The following is a 17,347-nucleotide window of genomic DNA, read 5'->3' on the forward strand; positions in this document are numbered from 1 at the left end:
TGGCGAGCACCGCCCGACGACGCAGATGACCCGCGCAGTAGCCAGTTACAACGCTTCAATAATTCCAGCTGCACCTTGGCCGGTACCTACGCACATGGTGACCATGCCGTACTTCAGCTTGTGCCGGCGCAGCGCATGCACCACCGTCGCCGCCCGGATCGCACCCGTGGCGCCCAGCGGGTGTCCCAGTGCGATCGCGCCGCCCATCGGGTTCACCCGGCTCGGGTCCAGCCCCAGCGTATTGATCACGGCAAGCGACTGCGCGGCAAAGGCTTCGTTCAGCTCGAACCAGCCGATGTCTTCGTGCTTCAGGCCTGCATACCGCAGCGCCGCAGGAATCGCCTCGATGGGACCAATGCCCATGATCTCCGGCGGCACGCCACGCGCTGCGTAGCTCACAAAGCGGGCCAGGGGCGTCAGGCCGAATTGCTTCACTGCCTTTTCGCTGGCCACGATCAGCGCACCGGCGCCATCGCTGGTCTGCGAGCTGTTGCCCGCCGTGACGCTGCCGCGCGCGGCGAACACGGGCTTGAGCTTGGCCAGACCTTCGAGGGACGTGTCGGGCCGAGGGCCTTCGTCCAGGTTCACGGTGCGGCGCTTTTCCACCACTTCGCCGGTAGCGAGGTTGGGCGAACGCTCCACGACCTCGAAGGGCGTGATTTCGTCGCTGAACTCACCGGCCTTCTGCGCCTTGATGGCGCGCAGGTGCGATTCGAGCGCGAAGGCGTCCTGCGCCTCGCGGCTGATCTTCCACTGCTGCGCGACCTTCTCGGCCGTGAGGCCCATGCCGTAGGCGATGCCCACGTTCTCGTCGCGCGCGAAGATCTCTGCGTTGAACGATGGCTTGTTGCCGCCCATGGGCACGAGACTCATGGACTCGGCGCCGCCGGCGATCAGCACGTCGGCCTCGCCCACGCGGATGCGGTCGGCGGCCATCTGCAGCGCGGTGATGCCCGATGCGCAAAAGCGGTTCACGGTCACGCCGCCCACGGGGTGGTCGAACGCCAGGCCCACGGCAATGCGTGCCATGTTCATGCCCTGCTCACCCTCGGGGAAGGAGCAGCCGATGATGGCGTCCTCGATCGCCTTGGGGTCCAGCGTGGGGACCTGCAGCATGGCGCTCTTGATGGCGGCGACCAGCAGGTCATCGGGGCGGGTGTTCTTGAAATAGCCGCGGCCCGAGCGCCCGATGGGCGTGCGCGTGGCGGCAACGATGTAGGCGTCCTGGACTTGTTTTTGAGCCATGGTGTTGAAACTCCTTCAATGCTTGGCGGGGCGGCTGGAAGGAATCCAGGCCCACGTAAATACACATTCGACCGGCTCCACGCCGGCTTCGTCGGTCACGGTGACGGTGACCTGCACCTCGCCCTTGTCGCTGGCCAACATGGCGGCGCGCTGCTCGGCGGTGAGCGTGGCCACGGCCTTCAAGCCACCCGTGGCGCGCTTCTTGAACGCCATGGAGAGCTCCTTGGCCAGCGGTATGCAGTCATCGCGCACGTTCATGCCCACCACCATGCCGGTGGCCGTCTCGGCCAACAGGTTCATGGCCGAGGCGTGCACGCCGCCGATGTGGTTCTGCACGCGGTGCTCATTGGGCAGGCGCACTTCCACACGCTCGGGCGTGAGCGACACGAACTTCACCCCGGCCGTGCCGGTGAAAGGCACGGCCCGGCGCAAGATGATGTTCTGCACGAAGCCGCGCAGGAAGGCGGGGGCCTCGTCCAGGCGCATCAGCGAGCGCTGGAGTTTGTTGGGGGCTTGGCTCGTCATGGTGATGCCGGTCAGTTGCGAACAGGCTTGCCCGTGGAGAGCATGCCCAGGATGCGCTCGTGCGTCTTGGGCTGGGCGATCAGGTGGCAGAACACCTTGCGCTCCAGCGTGAGCAAATATTCCTCGCTCACCATCGCACCCGCATCCACATCGCCGCCACAGACCACCTCGGCGATCATGGTGCTGACCTTGAAGTCGTAGGCGCTGATGAAGCCGCCGTCGCGCATGTTCACCAGCTGCGCCTTGATGGTGGCCAGGCCGCTGCGGCCCGCCACGGGGAACAGGCGCTTGTGCGGCGCGCGCCAGCCGCTGGCGGCCATGGACCTGGCCTCGTTGATGGCCACGAACAGCAGTTCGTCCTTGTGCGGGACGATGACGTCGGACTCCAGCAGGTAGCCGAGCTTGCGCGATTCGAGCGCGCTGGTGCCCACCTTGGCCATCGCGGCGGCGGTGAAGCCTTCGGTCAGGAAGGGCAGGATGTCCTTGCCGGTGGATGCCGCCATGTTCTCGGCCGCGCGGCGGGCGATGTAGGTCAGGCCGCCCGCGCCGGGCACCAGGCCCACGCCCACTTCGACCAGGCCGATGTAGCTTTCCATGTGGGCCACGCGCTTGGCGGAATACACCGCCAGCTCGCAGCCGCCGCCCAGCGCCATGCCGTGGATGGCCGCGACGACAGGCACCTGCGCGTAGCGGATGCGCATCATCAGGTTCTGCAGTTCCTGCTCGATGCTTTCGACCGCATCGGCGCCGCCGACCATGAAGGCGGGCATGGTGGCTTCCAGGTCAGCGCCCACGCTGAACGGGGCGTCGCCGGACCAGATGACCATGCCCTGGTACTCGGCCTCGGCCAGCTCCAACGCTTCCATCAAGCCTTCCATCACTTCGGGGCTGATGGCGTGCATCTTGTTCTTGATGCTGGCGATGAGTACCTGGCCATCCAGCGTCCACGTGCGCAGGGCTTTGGACTCTGCAATGGTCGTGCCGGCGGTGCGCCAGTCGGGCAGGTTGGTCTCGCCCAGCAGCGTCTCGGGGAAGATCTGGCGCTCGTACACGGGCAGCTGGCGGCGCGGCACGAACTTGTTCTGCGATGCGCTCCACGAGCCTTGCGCGGTGTGCACGCCACCGGCTTCGGCCACGGGGCCCTTGAAGACCCACTCGGGCAGCGGTGCCTTGCACAGCGCTTTACCCGCGTCGATGTCTTCCTGGATCATCTTCGCCACGTCGAGCCAGCCGGCTTCCTGCCACAGCTCGAAGGGGCCCTGCTTCATGCCGAAGCCCCAGCGCATGGCCTGGTCCACGTCGCGCGCGTTGTCGGCGATGGTGCCCAGGTGCACGGCGGCGTAGTGGAAGCCGTTGCGCAGGATGGCCCAGAGGAACTGGCCGGGCGCGCCTTCGGCGTTGCGCAGCAGGCGCAGGCGTTCGGCGGCGGGCTTCTTGAGCATGCGGGCGTACACCTCGTCGGCCTTCTGGCCGGCGGGCACGTACTCTTCGCTGTCCAGCTCGAAGCGCATCACGTCGCGGCCGACCTTCTTGAAGAAACCGGCCTTGGCCTTCTGGCCCAGGTTGCCCAGCTCCAGCAGCTTCTTCAGCACCGCGGGCGTGCCAAAGCTTTCGTAGAAGGGGTCGGTCTCGATGCTCAGGTTGTCCTGCAGCGTCTTGATCACATGGGCCATGGTGTCCAGGCCCACCACGTCGGCGGTGCGAAAGGTGCCGCTCGATGCGCGGCCGAGCTTCTTGCCCGTGAGGTCGTCCACCACGTCGAAGGTCAGGCCGAAGTTCTCGACCTCCTTCATCGTGGCCAGCATGCCCGCGATACCCACGCGGTTCGCCACGAAGTTGGGCGTGTCGTGCGCACGCACCACGCCCTTGCCCAGGCCGCTGGTGACGAAGGCTTCGAGCTGGTCGAGCACTTCAGGCTGGGTGGTGGGCGTGTTGATCAGCTCCACCAGCGTCATGTAGCGCGGGGGGTTGAAGAAGTGGATGCCGCAGAAACGCGGCTTGATGCTCTCGGGCAGCACTTCGGAGAGCTTGGTGATCGACAGGCCCGAGGTGTTGGACGCCAGGATGGCGTGCTTGGCCACGTGGGGCGCGATCTTGGTGTAGAGGTCGAGCTTCCAGTCCATGCGCTCGGCAATGGCCTCGATCACGAGGTCGCATTCCTTGAGCAGGTGCATGTGCTCTTCGTAGTTGGCCTGCTGGATCAGCGCCGCGTCGTCGGCCACGCCCAGGGGCGAGGGCTTGAGCTTCTTGAGGCCTTCGACGGCCTTGGTGACGATGCCGTTCTTCGGGCCTTCCTTGGCGGGCAGGTCGAACAGCACCACGGGCACCTTCACGTTGACGAGGTGGGCGGCAATCTGCGCGCCCATCACGCCTGCGCCGAGCACGGCGACTTTCTTCACTTGAAATCGGGACATGGGTTGGTTCCTTGTTGGTGGCCTGGCGCCGCCGCGCGCCGGGCACGGCGCAGGCAGACGGGCAGGCAGGCCACGGGCGTTGGGTTTACTGGACGCGGATCCAGGTCTGCGAGCGGCCGAAGGGGCCGATGGAGCCCCGCACTTCGAGCTTCTTGCCGCCGTCGATGGGGGTCATGCGCAGGGTGTAGTTGCGGCCGTTCTCGGGGTCGAGGATCTTGCCGCCTTCCCACACTTCCTTGCCCTCGGCCTTCTTGGCGCCACGGATGATCTCCAGCCCCAGGAGGGGCTTGCCCTTGCGGTCGTCCGAGCATTCGTCGCAGACATCGTCGGGCTTGGCGTCCTTGGACAGGCGCTTTTCCAGCGCCCCGTGCAGCACGCCGCCGCCGATGTCGCGGATGCGGATCTCCGCCTTGGCCTCGCCGGTCTTGTCGTCGATGTTGCGCCACAGGCCTTCAGGCGTCATCTGCGCCCAGGCCGGCAACGCACCCGCTACCAAAACAATAGCTGCTACCGCTTTGTACATAAGCGCTCCGTGGCAAAAAGGCTTGAAATCCGCACGATGCACCGATCAGGCCAGGGCCAGATCGGTGTCCATCAGCACCTTGCTGCCGGCACGGGCCGTGCGCATCAGCGTCGCCGTTTCAGGGAACAGCTTGGCGAAGTAGAAACGCGCGGTCTGCAGCTTGGCGCCGTAGAACGGGTCGGTGTTGCCGGCGGCGATCTCGCGCAGCGCGACCTGGGCCATGCGGGCGAACAGGTAGCCAAACACCAGGTGGCCGGCCACGCGCAGGTAGTCCACGGCGGCGGCGCCCACTTCGTCGGGGTTCTGCATGCCCTTGAAGCCGATTTCGGTGGTGAACTTGGTCATCTGGTCACCCAGCATCGCGACGGGGTTGATGAACTCGGCCATCTTCTCGTTCACGCCTTCTTCTTCCACCAGCTTGCCGATCAGCTTGCCCAGCTTCTTGAGCGTGGCGCCGTTGTTGCCCAGGATCTTGCGGCCCAGCAGGTCCAGCGACTGCACGGTGTTCGTGCCTTCGTAGATCATGTTGATGCGGTTGTCGCGCACGTACTGCTCCATGCCCCATTCCTTGATGAAGCCGTGGCCGCCGAAGACCTGCATGCAGGCGTTGGTGCTGATGTGGCCGTTGTCGGTGATGAAGGCCTTCACGATGGGGGTGAGCAGCGCCACCATCTCTTCGGATTCGGCACGCACCTTTTCATCGGGGTGGCTGTGCACCTTGTCCAGCAGCAGCGTGCAGAAGATCTGCAGCGCGCGGCCGCCTTCGGCGTACGCCTTGGCGGTGAGCAGCATCTTGCGCACGTCGGGGTGCACGATGATGGGGTCGGCATCCTTGTCCTTGGCCTTCACGCCCGACAGGCTGCGCATCTGGATGCGGTCCTTGGCGTAGGCCAGTGCGTTCTGGTAAGCCACTTCGGTCAGGCCCAGCGACTGGTTGCCCACGCCCAGGCGGGCAGCGTTCATCATCACGAACATGGCGGCCAGGCCTTTGTTGGGCTGGCCCACCAGGGTGCCGATGGCGCCGTCGATGGCGATCTGCGCGGTGGCGTTGCCGTGGATGCCCATCTTGTGCTCCAGGCCCGTGCAGTAGATGGGGTTGCGCTCGCCCAGCGAGCCGTCGGCCTTCACGTTGAACTTGGGCACGACGAAGAGGCTGATGCCCTTGCTGCCCTTGGGCGCATCGGGCAGGCGGGCCAGCACCAGGTGCACGATGTTGGCGGTCATGTCGTGCTCGCCGGCGCTGATGAAGATCTTGTTGCCGGTGATCTTGTAGGTGCCGTCGGCCTGCGGTTCGGCCTTGGTGCGCAACAGGCCCAGGTCGGTGCCGCAATGGGGTTCGGTCAGGCACATGGTGCCGGTCCACTCGCCGCTGGTGAGCTTGGGCAGGTAGATCTTCTTTTGCTCGTCGGTGCCGTGGGCGTGCAGGGCTTCGTACGCGCCGTGCGACAGGCCGGGGTACATGGTCCACGCCTGGTTGGCCGAGTTCATCATTTCGTACAGGCACTGGTTCAGCACGAAGGGCAGACCCTGGCCGCCATAGGCGGGGTCGCACGACAGCGCCGCCCAGCCGCCTTCGACGTACTTGGCGTAGGCGTCCTTGAAGCCCGACGGGGGCTTGACTTCGTGCGTGGCCTTGTCCAGCACGCAGCCTTCGGTATCGCCGCTGATGTTGAGCGGGAAGGTCACTTCGGCGGCGAACTTGCCGGCTTCTTCCAGCACGGCATTGATGGTGTCCACATCCACCTCGGCGTGGGGCGGCATTGCCTTGAATTCATCGCTGACCTTGAGCACTTCGTGCATGACGAATTGCATGTCGCGCAGGGGCGGCGTGTAGGTAGGCATGGGTTTACTCCTTGGAGGTGGTGGTTTGGTTGGAAACTTTGCGGCGCTTGGCGGCAGCAGGGGTGGCTGGCGCGGCGGCGGCCGGCGTATCGGCGCTGTAGCGCGCCAGGATGTTGTGAAAGCCCTGCACGGCCCGGCCCATGGAGCCGGGGGTCTGCAGGAAGCGCGCTTCGTAATGCAGCGCGAGGATGAGGCCGTGGATCTCGAAGAGCATCTGCTCGGCATTGGTGTCCGCGCGCAGCTCTGCGAGGCCCTTGCACTGCTCGATGGCGCGGCGCATGGCGGCGTGCCAGGTCAGCACCGAGCTGGCCAGCGCGTCGCGCACGGGGCCGGTGCGGTCGTCGAACTCGACCGCGCCGCTGATGTAGATGCAGCCCGAGTCGATTTCGATGGAGGTGCGCTTCATCCAGTTGTCGAACATGGCCGACAGGCGCGCTACGCCGCGCGGCGCGGACATCGCGGGGTAGAACACCTCCTGCTCGAAGCGGGTGTGGTATTCGCGGATGACGGAGATCTGCAGCTCTTCGCGCGAGCCGAAGTGGGCGAACACGCCCGACTTGCTCATGCCCGTGACATCGGCCAGCGCCCCGATGGACAGGCCTTCCAGCCCGATGTGCGTGGCCAGGCCCAGCGCCGCCTCGACAATGGCCGCCTTGGTTTGCTGGCCCTTTTGCAGGGCGCGGCCGGTACCGCTGCGGGCGCGCGGGATGCGGGTGACCTGGCTGGATGAAGAGGTGGCGGACATGCTGGCAAATAAAAACGAACGTTCGTTCTATTCTGCAGCAAATTCAGCGACCGGCCAAAACCCCGGGAAAAAATAGGGAGCGGCCCCCAAATCACCCGTTGCGGCGGCGCCACCGCCTGGCGGGCCCGCTCTCCAGCGTGCCGGGGCCCCGCCGGCGGCACCGCCAGCGTGGCGGTGCTAGAGGATCAGCGCGAGGCTGGCTTCCAGGTGCTCTGAAGGCGGGCGCTTGAAACCCGAGCGCGCATAGCGCTGCAGGCGACCCACCGCAAACGCCGTGAGCACGCTGGCCGCCACCTGGGCATCGACCGTGGGCGTCGCGGAGCCCGCCGCGGCCGGGCGCAGGCACTGGCGCAGGGTGGACTCGATGCGGTCAAAGAACTGGTTCATGCGCTGCTGCAGGCGCTCGTGCTCGAACACCAGGGCGTCTCCCACCATCACCCGCACCATGCCGGGGTTGCGCTCGCCAAACTGCAGCAGCACAGCCACGATGCGCGCCGCCTGCCGCTGGCCCACGTCGGGCGGCTGGGCGGGGTCGGGCACCTCGCGGCCGGTGATCTGCTGCACGAGGGTGAACACGGACTGCTCGATGAAGTCGATCAGCCCCTCGAACATCTGCGCCTTGCTCGCGAAGTGGCGGTACAGCGCCGCCTCGCTCACCGACAGGCGCGCCGCCAGCGCGGCGGTGGTGATGCGCTCCGCGCCCGGCTGCTCCAGCATGGCCGCCAGCGCCTGCAGGATCTGCACGCGGCGCTCGCCCGGCTTGGGCCGCTTGCGCGCAGCCGGCGTTTCACCCGCGTCGTCGGTACTGGCGGGCTCTGGAAGGGGAGAAAGTTCGGACATGCAGGACAGGGGCTCTGGTAGGGCCATGCGGCCAGTGGCACCCGGCGCCCGGTTCACATGCCGGATGGGCATGCACGGGCCAGCGGCAGGCGTAAATCATGTATGGAAATGATTCTCGCACAGGCTTTTGCCCGGCCCGCGCACGGACACGCGCAAGGAGCGCGCGGGGGGCGGATCTACAGCGGAAACACCACAGCCACCAGCAGCCCGTGCCCCTGGGGGCCCGTCCCGAGCGTCAGGGAGGCGCGGTGCACGCGCGCGATCTCGTCGGCGATGGCCAGCCCCAGGCCCGTGCCCTCCCCCACCGTGCCAGGCACGCGGTAAAACCGCTGCATGACGCGGGCGCGCTCCGCCTCGGGCACGCCCGGGCCGTCGTCCTCGACCTCCAGGTACACGCGGGGCGGCCCGGTGCGCCCCTGGCGCATGCCGCAGCGGATGGTGACAATGCCCCCCGCCGGCGTGTACTTGATGGCGTTGTCCACCAGGTTGGACAGCAGTTCGCGCAGCAGCCAGCCATGGCCGGTGACATGCACGGGCTGCACGTCGAGCCCCAGGTCCAGCCCCTTGCCGGTGGCCGGATCGAGAAAGGTCTCGAGCAGCGCCTCGCACAGGTCCTTCAGGTCCACGCGCTGCGGCGGCTGCGCATCCAGGCTGCGCGCGTCGGCGCGCGACAGGGCCAGCAGCTGGTGCGCGAGCTGTGAGGTCCGGCGCGTGGCATTGCGCAGCTTCTCGATCTGATCAACTCCTAAAACAATAGCGCCTTTCGCTTGACCATCCTGCGCCAGCGGCATTTGTCGATCAAAGTCCGGCAGCGATACCCGCGGGCCGGCGGCCTTGGCCATCATCGCCCAGGCCTCGACCTGCGCCTGCAGTCCCGCCAGCGGGGTGCGCAGCTGGTGCGCCGCGTCGGCCACGAAGCGGCGCTGCCCTTCCGCCTGCGCATTGACCAACGCGAACAGCCGGTTGAGCGAATGCACGAGCGGGCGCACCTCGGCGGGCGACGAGGCCTCGTCGATGGGGCTGAGATCGCGCGGCGAGCGGTGTTCCACCGCTTCGGCCAGATCCACCAGCGGCTTGAACGCACGCCCCACGGCCCAGTGGATGGCCAGCGCGGCGGCGGCCACGAGCACCAGGTTGGGCAGCAGCACGCGCAGCAGAAGCTGCTGCGCCCACTGCTGGCGCGGGTCCGACCCGTCGGCCAGAGCCACCACCAGCTCGCCGGCCCCCGTGCGGCCGCGCTGCACGGCCACCCGGTAGGTCACGCCGCCAAATTCGACGCTGTGGAATTCGGGGGCCTGCGTGGTCGGCACGGCGCTGTGCACCCAGTCGTCCCCCAGCAGCAGGCGGCCGGAGGCGTCGCGCACGCTGTACCCGGCAAACCCGGCGTTCTGGCGCAGGAAGTCCTCGACCGGCGGCGCCAGCAGCAGCAGGGGCGGCTCGTTGTCACGGATCGCGGGTGCCAGTACCGAATCGGCCAGCGCCGGAAGCAGCCGCAGCAGGCGCTGGTCATGCCGTCCGGCGGCCTCATCGGCCGAGCGGTAGTCCAGCCACACGCCCGCGAGCGCGAGCAGGCACAAGGGCAGCACCAGCAAAAGCAGCAGCCGGTTGCGCAGGTCGGAGGTCATGGCGCGCAGGCCAAGCCGCTGGGAAGGAGGGGCCCGGTCCGGCATCGTCATGGTGGGTCTTCACCGGCGCGGGCGCTGAGCCAGACCGATTCCGCTCAGGCGGCCTGGAGTTCCAGACGGTAGCCGAACCCGCGGATCGAGCGCAGCGCCACGCCATGCGGCTCGAGCTTGCCGCGCAGGCGCGAGACGTAGACCTCCACCGCATTGGGCGTGATCTCCTTGTCCCACCCCGTCAGGGCCTGCAGGAGCTTGTCCTTGCTCGCAGGCTTGGGGGCGTTGATGAGCAGGTATTCGAGCACGGTCCATTCACGGGGACCCAGTTCGATCACCTGCTCCCCTTCGCCGGTGCGGATGCTCGCGCGGCGGCCTGCCGTGTCCAGCTCCAGCGGCCCGAAGCTGAGCACCGCCGTCGTGGCGGCCTGCGAGCGGCGCAGCAGGGCCCGCAGGCGGGCCAGCAGCTCGGGCAGCTCGAAGGGCTTGACCATGTAGTCGTCCGCCCCCAGGTCCAGCCCCTGCACGCGGTCATGCAGGGCATCGCGCGCGGTCAGGATCAGCACGGGCATGGCGGGGCTGATCATGTCGGGACGGCGCAGGCGGCGGGTGAGCTCCAGCCCATCCATGGCGGGCAGGCCGATGTCGATGATGGCCGCGTCGAAAGACTCCGTGCGCAGCACCTCTTCGGCGCGCTCCCCGCTGCCGACCCAATCCACGGCGTATCCGGCGTCGGTCAGGCCCAACTTGATGCCGCTGGCCACCATGACATCGTCTTCAACCAACAGCAGGCGCATAGCAGGCTACGAAAAGGGTCAGTGCGAGCGGATCATGGTCCCGTAGGCCTGGTCGGTCAGGATTTCGAGCAGCATGGCATGCGGCACACGGCCATCGATGATGTGCACGGCGTGCACGCCGGCCTTGGCGGCATCGAGCGCGCCCGCGATCTTGGGCAGCATGCCGCCGGAGATGGTGCCATCGGCGAACAACGCGTCGATCTCGCGGGCCGTGAGGTCGGTGAGCAGGTTGCCCGCCTTGTCCAGCACGCCGGGCGTGTTGGTCAGGAGCATGAGTTTTTCAGCTTGCAGCACCGTGGCCAGCTTGCTGGCCACCACGTCGGCGTTGATGTTGTAGCTCTCGTTGTTTTCGCCGAAGCCGATGGGGCTGATGACGGGGATGAAGGCATCGTCCTGCAGCGCCTTGACCACGCTCGGGTCGATGGCCACGATGTCCCCCACCTGGCCCACGTCGTGCTCGATGCTCGGGTTCTTGTTGTCCACCATCTTGAGCTTCTGCGCGCGGATCATGCCGCCGTCGCGGCCCGTGAGCCCCACGGCCTTGCCGCCGGCCTGGTTGATCAGGCCCACGATGTCCTGCTGCACCTCGCCGGCCAGCACCCACTCGACCACTTCCATGGTCTCGGCGTCCGTCACGCGCATGCCCTGGATGAACTCGCCCTTCTTGCCCAGGCGGTTCAGGGCCGTCTCGATCTGCGGGCCGCCGCCGTGGACCACCACGGGGTTCATCCCCACGAGCTTGAGCAGCACCACGTCTTCGGCAAAGTCGGCCTGCAGCGCAGGGTCCGTCATGGCGTTGCCACCGTATTTGATGACCATGGTCTTGCCATGGAACTTGCGGATGTAGGGCAGCGCCTGGGCCAGGATTTCAGCCTTGTCGCGCGGAGCAATCGAAAGAAGGTCGGTCATGGAGGCGGGCCATCCAGAGAAAACGGTGAGGCGCAAATTGTGCCGCATTCGCGCGGCACGCTGGGGTGGCCTGCGCAACAGCCCTCAGTGGCGCAGCCAGTGCGGCACCTTGAACCGCACGATGGCAAGGTACGCCATCACATAGCTGATGACGAACAAGCCGCAAAACGCCATCAGCAGCGGGGTATTGCTCCAGAACAGCACCGCCGGCACCACCGTGAGCAAGGTGAAGCCCCAGAGGTAGGGCGACGTGCGGTTGTTGCGCATCAGCACCCTGCGGGATTCGTCGTCGTGGAAAACGCCCCGCACGATGCGCCGGTAGATCAGCTGGTGAAAATGCAGTGCATCGGCCACGCCGGGGGACACGCCCCGCACCGTCTTGCGATAGATCGAGAAGATCGTTTCCCAGACGGGGTAGATCAGCAAAAGCATGGGGAACCACGGCGACACGTCGGCGTTGCGCTGCACCAGCGAAATGCTGGCCAGGGCGATGACCACGCCCCAGATATACGCCCCGCCATCGCCGGCAAACAGCATTCCCCGCGGGTAGTTCCACACCAGGAATCCCCCGGTGGCGGCGGCGGTGGACACCAGCAGCGCCGCCAGGGCGCGATCCCCCACCTGCAATGCCACGTGCGCCAAGGCCAGGCACACGATCAGTGCGACCATGCCCGCCAGGCCGTTGTAGCCGTCGATGATGTTGAACGCGTGGGGCAGCCCCGCAACGGCAAGTACAACGATGGCGATGCCCAGCCACGGGGCAGCGGCCAGCACGGAGTCCAGCCAGGGCCACCCCATGCGGGGCAGGGACAGGTCCAGCAAGACCACCGCCAGGGCACCGGATGCGCCCGTCAGGCTTAACCGATACCGGACGGACAGGCGCTGGGTCATGTCCTCCGCGATCCCCCCCAGAGCAGCCGGCAGCATGACCACCAGCCAGCCGCCGACCCATGCCCCCAACCTGAGGGAACCAGGATCTCCCCAATGGGACGACTGCAGCATGCCCAGGCTCCAGCTGCACCCGATACCCAACAGCAGCGCCCCTCCGCCCAGGCGGGGAATATCCCCGAGGTGAAAACGCTGTGGCATGGCGCTGCCATACACGGAAGCGTGGCTGCGCATCCACCGCACGATGAACCCTGCCGCCAACGCTGCAACGATGAATGCCACCACAGATAACCAGATCATGAGCGGCCGATGGTACCCGTACTCTGCGCGGATGCCTGTAAGAAAGCGCTAGCTGGCGCTGCCCGCGACGGCATCCCCGCGCCGTTGGCGTGAAATACGGCCGCCCACCGCAGGAAGTCGGCAGTGGCGCCTCGGCTGCCTGGACACAGGGTCAACCCAGGCCAGCGCCGGCGCAGACGGTTCACGAAAAAGCCCACGCTGCAGGGTCCAGGGCCACTACCGCGCCATGCCGCGGTAAAAGCGCATCACCTTTTCCACGTATTGCTGTGTTTCGGGATACGGCGGAATCCGGCGGCCGTGCTTGATCACGGCTCCTTCCCCGGCGTTGTAGGCCGCCAGTGCCAGCTCCTTGTCGCCATCGAACATGCGCAGCAGGTCCGCCAGGTAACGGGTGCCGATCTGCGCATTCACCTTGGGCTCCATGGCGGCATGTTCTCCCTCTGAAGGCGGACGGGCCGCGACCCCATAGCGCTCGGCCGTCGCGGGCATCACCTGCATCAGGCCCAGGGCGCCCTTGCGCGAAACGGCCTTCACATTAAAGGCCGATTCCGCAGCGGCAACGGCGATCACGAATGCCGGATCCAGCGACTGCGCCTCCGCCGCCGCCTCCAGGTGCTGCTTGACATCGTCGTAGCCAGGAAACTGCAGTGCGGAGGTGCCGCGCTCCTTGCTCCTCATCACGGAGGCAGGAGGCACACGTTGGAGCCAGACCAGCCCCCGCGACGCGGCCGCGCCCGGTGCCACGTTGCCAATGTGGGTCACTCCATCCTTGTCCACGAACTCCCACACCTGGTCAGCCCAGGAAGACGCAGGGAGTCCCATCAGGAAGATCACTGTGAGCGCCGCCCTGCGCAGGCTGTCCACCATGTTCGATCCCCATCCGCGCCCGTCGGAGCTTCTGCGAAATTCACTCTTGCTTGTCATTTGGCACCGCGTCCCTGGTACAAGAAGCTCTTCAGCCGGACCCCGACCCGTTCAAACCAGGGGGATGGCACGGGGGCCTGTGCCGCCGGCCAGGCATCCCCACGGCGCGAGCGCAGCAGCCGAGCGGGCATTCCCGCCGCCACCATCCCCGCGGGGACATCCTGCCGCACAAGCGCACCGGCGGCCACCACCGCGCCGCGCCCGATGGTAACCCCCTCGAGCACGATGGCTCCGGCCCCTATCCAGGCGCCGTCCTCCACGACGATCTTTGCGCGGGTGATGCGGTTGCGCGCGATGACCGCATCCCCTTCGTCTATGGCGTGGCCGGCCGACAGCAACTTGACGTGGGGGCCGATCAAAACGTCCTCGCCAATCTCCAGGCCCCCTTCGCCAGACAGATAGCCGCCCACGTTGACAATGGTGCGGGCGCCGATGCGGATTCCCACGCAAGGGTCCGCGACCACATCCCCCAGCACCAGCCTTGTCTGCGCGTAGATGCTGACCCCGTCCGACAGGCACAGCACGCCAGGGCGCTGCCCAAACCGCATGACGGAAACGGACGGATCGATCCGACAATCCGCACCGATGCTGTCCACGCCGTCATGCGATGCCGTGAAATCAGGAACCCCGAGCAACATGTCCGTTCCGCAATCCGTCACGCGCCGTCCGCGCGGCCCAGGAGTCTGCGCTGCAGCCGCAGCCATGGGCCTGCCGGAGGAGGAGGTTCGGGCTGGGGCTGCGCTTGCAGCGCGGAGAGTTCGGCCTCCACCGCGGTCTTTTCCGTCCGCAGCAGCTCCATGTCAGCGCGCAGATCCTTGATCTCCAGCTGCATCTTCGCGATGATTTCCTTGGCTTCCGAAAAGGCTTTCTGGTGCTCCAGCAACGATGCACGCTCACGCTGGTGCACCACCGTGAGGGCCTGCAACTCGTCGCGCAGCCTGTCCGCTGTGCCACGTGCCTCGGCCAACTCCCAGGCGGAAGCGTCGATGGAGGGCGTGACCACCACCATCCACTGGTACACATCGAAATCCTGCCACCCCGCCAGCAAGGCCTGGCGCTGCTCGCCGGGCAGAGCGCTCCAGTACCAGGCGAATTCGCTGCATTCGACAGGCACCCTGTTGGCCTCCCAGATCCGGGGAGCCCACCCGCAGTCCAGCAGTACTTTTTCAATGCTGCGCTTGGTAAAGAACCGGACATGGGTCCTGTCCAGCTGGCCCTTGTCCGAGTAGTCGAAGATGCCATTGCGCATCGCCGCCAGCACCCCGGCATAGGCAATGTTCGGGACGGAGATCAGCAGGCGGCCCATGGGGGCCACAAATTCGCTCAACCGCTGCAGCACGTCCTCCGGTTTTCTGAGGTGCTCCAGCACATCGCAGGCCATCACCGCATCAAACCGCCTGCCCGCGATCGCATCCAGCCAGTCCGTGCCATCCAGATTTCCGGGAATGACCTCTACGCCCAGCGTCTTGAGCACCTCCAGTGCCTCGGGGTCGTTTTCAACCACCGTGACGCGATGGCCCCGCGCCAGCAGGACGCGGGTCATGGCGCCGGGCCCGGGCCCCAGCTCCAGCACCGAGCCTCCGTCGGACGGAATACGGCGCAGCAACCGGGCCGCCCACTCCTTGCCGTCCGGGTCGAATGCGTAGTCGTATCGCTCAATATTGGTCATGCGTTGCCTCCGATGCGGACGGTGTCCACATCTGCTCCCACTGCCCCCAGTGCCACCAAGCCCATGGACGCTCCCGTACATCCTGCTCCAACCGTTGAATCACCGCATCAATGGCCTGGCGTGGATTCTCTGGCAAAGTCTCCACCACCACCCGAAGCCGATCAGGTCGCTCCGAATATGTCACCGCGTGCAACAAAGGGACCTTGGCTGCTTCCGCAAGGCGCTCGATCCCTGTAGGCAGGTGCAACTGTCCTCCGAGGAAAGGGTGGCTGCGCAATCGGGTGAACCCTGGAGCCCATGCATCCGCAAGAATTCCCCACGCCTGCCCCGCCCTCAAGCTCTCATACACCGGGCGCATTCCCTCGGTGGAGGTCCGCCACTGGCCCCGGGCGATCTGCGTGAATGAACGCACCTTCCGAATCAGAAAGTCACGCTGGACAACTCCCAGACCAGGATTTTCGAGAATCGGCATTGTCAGCGTGTTCAGCGACAGCCCTCTCAGAGCCAATGCGACTGCCGATGTCAGCAAACGGTCGAAATGATTCAATACCAGAACAAAGCCTTGCTTTCTTCTAATCAGGGCATCCACATGCTCCCATCCTGTGACCTCAATGGCAGGACCATTGGGCTGTCCCAAACGGTGCAGCGCGGACGCATCCATGATTTCCTGAGCCAGCATCGCCAAATGCGCACGCGCCCACTGACGATGAGCCACCGCCGTGGATTCAGGGAATACCTGCTCAAAACGCGCCACTAGAAATTGCTCTGTCAGACGACGTGCCGAAGAAGGGTCGCGCCCGATGACCGAGGCAAGGTGCCACGGAAGGGTGGTGGGCATTCTGCTCAGAGCAGGGAACGCAAACCGCAGGCGCCACTCATTGATCATTCGCTCGGCAGCCATTCGTGATCCAGCCACACAAGACCCACTTCGCGATTCTTCTGATTCAACACCGTGAACGGCTGAATCAGCTCGGCCATGTCCAACACCTGAAGGCCCGTATCGTCCAAGGTGTAGACATTCCAGAGATACTCGCCAGAGAGCAAGGGCAGACGAGGAAATCGGACACGCAGCCGATGCGTTCCTGCTCCGCACAGAGGGCGCGGAGGATTGTGAAACTGCGTGCTGGTTCCAAACACGTTGTCCTTGTCCGGCCGGACTATGGAGAAGCCTATGTGAAATTTGGCATCGCAATAGGATTCAACCTGTATTTCTACCGTCAGGTCCTGGAACGAGTCGACTTGCGCCGGATTGGTACCATCGCTTGTTTCCGTAATCAGGTGTGTGATTTTGACAAGCGGGGCCGTGGTGATTCCCACCGCGGGCGCGGGAGACGCGACATTCGGGGGAGCATCGGCCACTGCATCCGTCCGCAAATGGGCGTACCGGCGCCGCTCGTGGGCTTCGTAGGCAGTCACTACACCCTCGGTGGCACCGATGGCCTGTATGCGGCCACCGTGAATCCACGCCGCCCGCTGACACAGGCTGCGCACCTGGTACAGGTTGTGGGAACAGAAAAGCACGGTGGCGCCACGCTCGCGCAGCTCCAGGATGCGGTTCAGGCTCTTCTTCTGAAAATGCAGATCCCCCACCGACAAGGCCTCGTCCACGATCAGCACATCGGGATCGATGGCCGTCGCTGCGGCAAATGCAAGCCGCATGAACATGCCTGAAGAGTAGGTCTTCACCGGCCGTTCGAGTGTCTCCCCGGTCAACTCGGAGAACGCGGTGGCCCGGATGATGAAATCCTCCATGGCACCGCCTTCCAGGCCATGCAGGGCAGCCATGAAGCGGATATTGTCGTAGCCCGACTCCTCCGGGTGGAATCCGGCACCCAGTTCCAGCAGCGCGGCAACACGGCCTTCCTCCGACACCTGGCCATGGGTAGGCCGAATGGTGCCCGCGGCAATCTTCAGCAAGGTGCTCTTGCCCGCGCCGTTTTCACCGATCAGCCCAAACGTTTCTCCTGCCTGGACTTCAAAGTCCACGCCGGTCAGCGCCACGTGCACGCGGTGGCGCTGCCTGCGGGTCACCCACTCCCACAGCCTGTCCTGGGGGCGGCCGTACACCATGTAGGTTTTTTCTATGCCCTCAAAGCGTATGGTCATGGCG

16 protein-coding genes are annotated in these 17,347 nt (G+C 65.9%); all 16 read right to left on the reverse strand.

Annotation, left to right across the window (positions count from 1 at the left end):
* Positions 1–45 precede the first annotated feature (45 nt).
* Positions 46–1,245, reverse strand: a complete 1,200-nt coding sequence (locus tag AC07OD_RS08850; RefSeq protein WP_492254593.1) for an acetyl-CoA C-acyltransferase — start codon at positions 1,243–1,245, stop codon at positions 46–48.
* Positions 1,246–1,260: 15 nt separating this feature from the next.
* Complete coding sequence (locus AC07OD_RS08855; RefSeq protein ID WP_492254592.1) at positions 1,261–1,770, reverse strand: DUF4442 domain-containing protein; 510 nt, start codon at positions 1,768–1,770, stop codon at positions 1,261–1,263.
* 11 nt (positions 1,771–1,781) lie between these two features.
* Positions 1,782–4,184, reverse strand: coding sequence for a 3-hydroxyacyl-CoA dehydrogenase/enoyl-CoA hydratase family protein (locus tag AC07OD_RS08860; RefSeq protein ID WP_494596198.1), 2,403 nt, complete (start codon positions 4,182–4,184; stop codon positions 1,782–1,784).
* A gap of 85 nt (positions 4,185–4,269) precedes the next feature.
* Positions 4,270–4,707, reverse strand: coding sequence for a DUF2147 domain-containing protein (locus AC07OD_RS08865; protein WP_218340494.1), 438 nt, complete (start codon positions 4,705–4,707; stop codon positions 4,270–4,272).
* Positions 4,708–4,752: 45 nt separating this feature from the next.
* Positions 4,753–6,549, reverse strand: coding sequence for an acyl-CoA dehydrogenase C-terminal domain-containing protein (locus tag AC07OD_RS08870; protein ID WP_218293208.1), 1,797 nt, complete (start codon positions 6,547–6,549; stop codon positions 4,753–4,755).
* A gap of 4 nt (positions 6,550–6,553) precedes the next feature.
* Positions 6,554–7,294, reverse strand: a complete 741-nt coding sequence (locus AC07OD_RS08875; protein ID WP_218293207.1) for a TetR/AcrR family transcriptional regulator — start codon at positions 7,292–7,294, stop codon at positions 6,554–6,556.
* A 177-nt stretch (positions 7,295–7,471) separates the two neighbouring features.
* Positions 7,472–8,134, reverse strand: a complete 663-nt coding sequence (gene slmA, locus AC07OD_RS08880) for a nucleoid occlusion factor SlmA (protein WP_492244294.1) — start codon at positions 8,132–8,134, stop codon at positions 7,472–7,474.
* Positions 8,135–8,310: 176 nt separating this feature from the next.
* Positions 8,311–9,759, reverse strand: coding sequence for a sensor histidine kinase (locus tag AC07OD_RS08885; RefSeq protein WP_218294383.1), 1,449 nt, complete (start codon positions 9,757–9,759; stop codon positions 8,311–8,313).
* 95 nt (positions 9,760–9,854) lie between these two features.
* Positions 9,855–10,547: a response regulator transcription factor gene (locus tag AC07OD_RS08890; RefSeq protein ID WP_218293205.1), complete on the reverse strand. Its 693-nt coding sequence runs from the start codon at positions 10,545–10,547 to the stop codon at positions 9,855–9,857.
* A gap of 18 nt (positions 10,548–10,565) precedes the next feature.
* Entirely contained in the window at positions 10,566–11,456 is an 891-nt protein-coding gene (argB, locus tag AC07OD_RS08895) for an acetylglutamate kinase (RefSeq protein ID WP_218293204.1), read from the reverse strand.
* Between the two features lie 84 nt (positions 11,457–11,540).
* On the reverse strand, positions 11,541–12,644 hold the full coding sequence (locus tag AC07OD_RS08900; RefSeq protein ID WP_218293203.1) for an MraY family glycosyltransferase: 1,104 nt from the start codon (positions 12,642–12,644) through the stop codon (positions 11,541–11,543).
* 216 nt (positions 12,645–12,860) lie between these two features.
* Positions 12,861–13,511 (reverse strand): lytic transglycosylase domain-containing protein, encoded by a 651-nt coding sequence (locus AC07OD_RS08905; protein WP_255594479.1) that lies wholly within the window; start codon positions 13,509–13,511, stop codon positions 12,861–12,863.
* 53 nt (positions 13,512–13,564) lie between these two features.
* Positions 13,565–14,206 (reverse strand): acyltransferase, encoded by a 642-nt coding sequence (locus AC07OD_RS08910; RefSeq protein ID WP_218293201.1) that lies wholly within the window; start codon positions 14,204–14,206, stop codon positions 13,565–13,567.
* Positions 14,207–14,223: 17 nt separating this feature from the next.
* Positions 14,224–15,237, reverse strand: a complete 1,014-nt coding sequence (locus AC07OD_RS08915; protein WP_492254588.1) for a class I SAM-dependent methyltransferase — start codon at positions 15,235–15,237, stop codon at positions 14,224–14,226.
* Complete coding sequence (locus AC07OD_RS08920) at positions 15,224–16,075, reverse strand: lysophospholipid acyltransferase family protein (RefSeq protein WP_492254587.1); 852 nt, start codon at positions 16,073–16,075, stop codon at positions 15,224–15,226. Before AC07OD_RS08920 ends, AC07OD_RS08915 begins: the two co-directional genes overlap by 14 nt.
* 44 nt (positions 16,076–16,119) lie before the next feature.
* Complete coding sequence (locus AC07OD_RS08925) at positions 16,120–17,343, reverse strand: ABC transporter ATP-binding protein (RefSeq protein ID WP_494596204.1); 1,224 nt, start codon at positions 17,341–17,343, stop codon at positions 16,120–16,122.
* Between the last annotated feature and the right edge of the window lie 4 nt (positions 17,344–17,347).

It is taken from the genome of Acidovorax sp. GW821-FHT10E03, assembly GCF_059415205.1.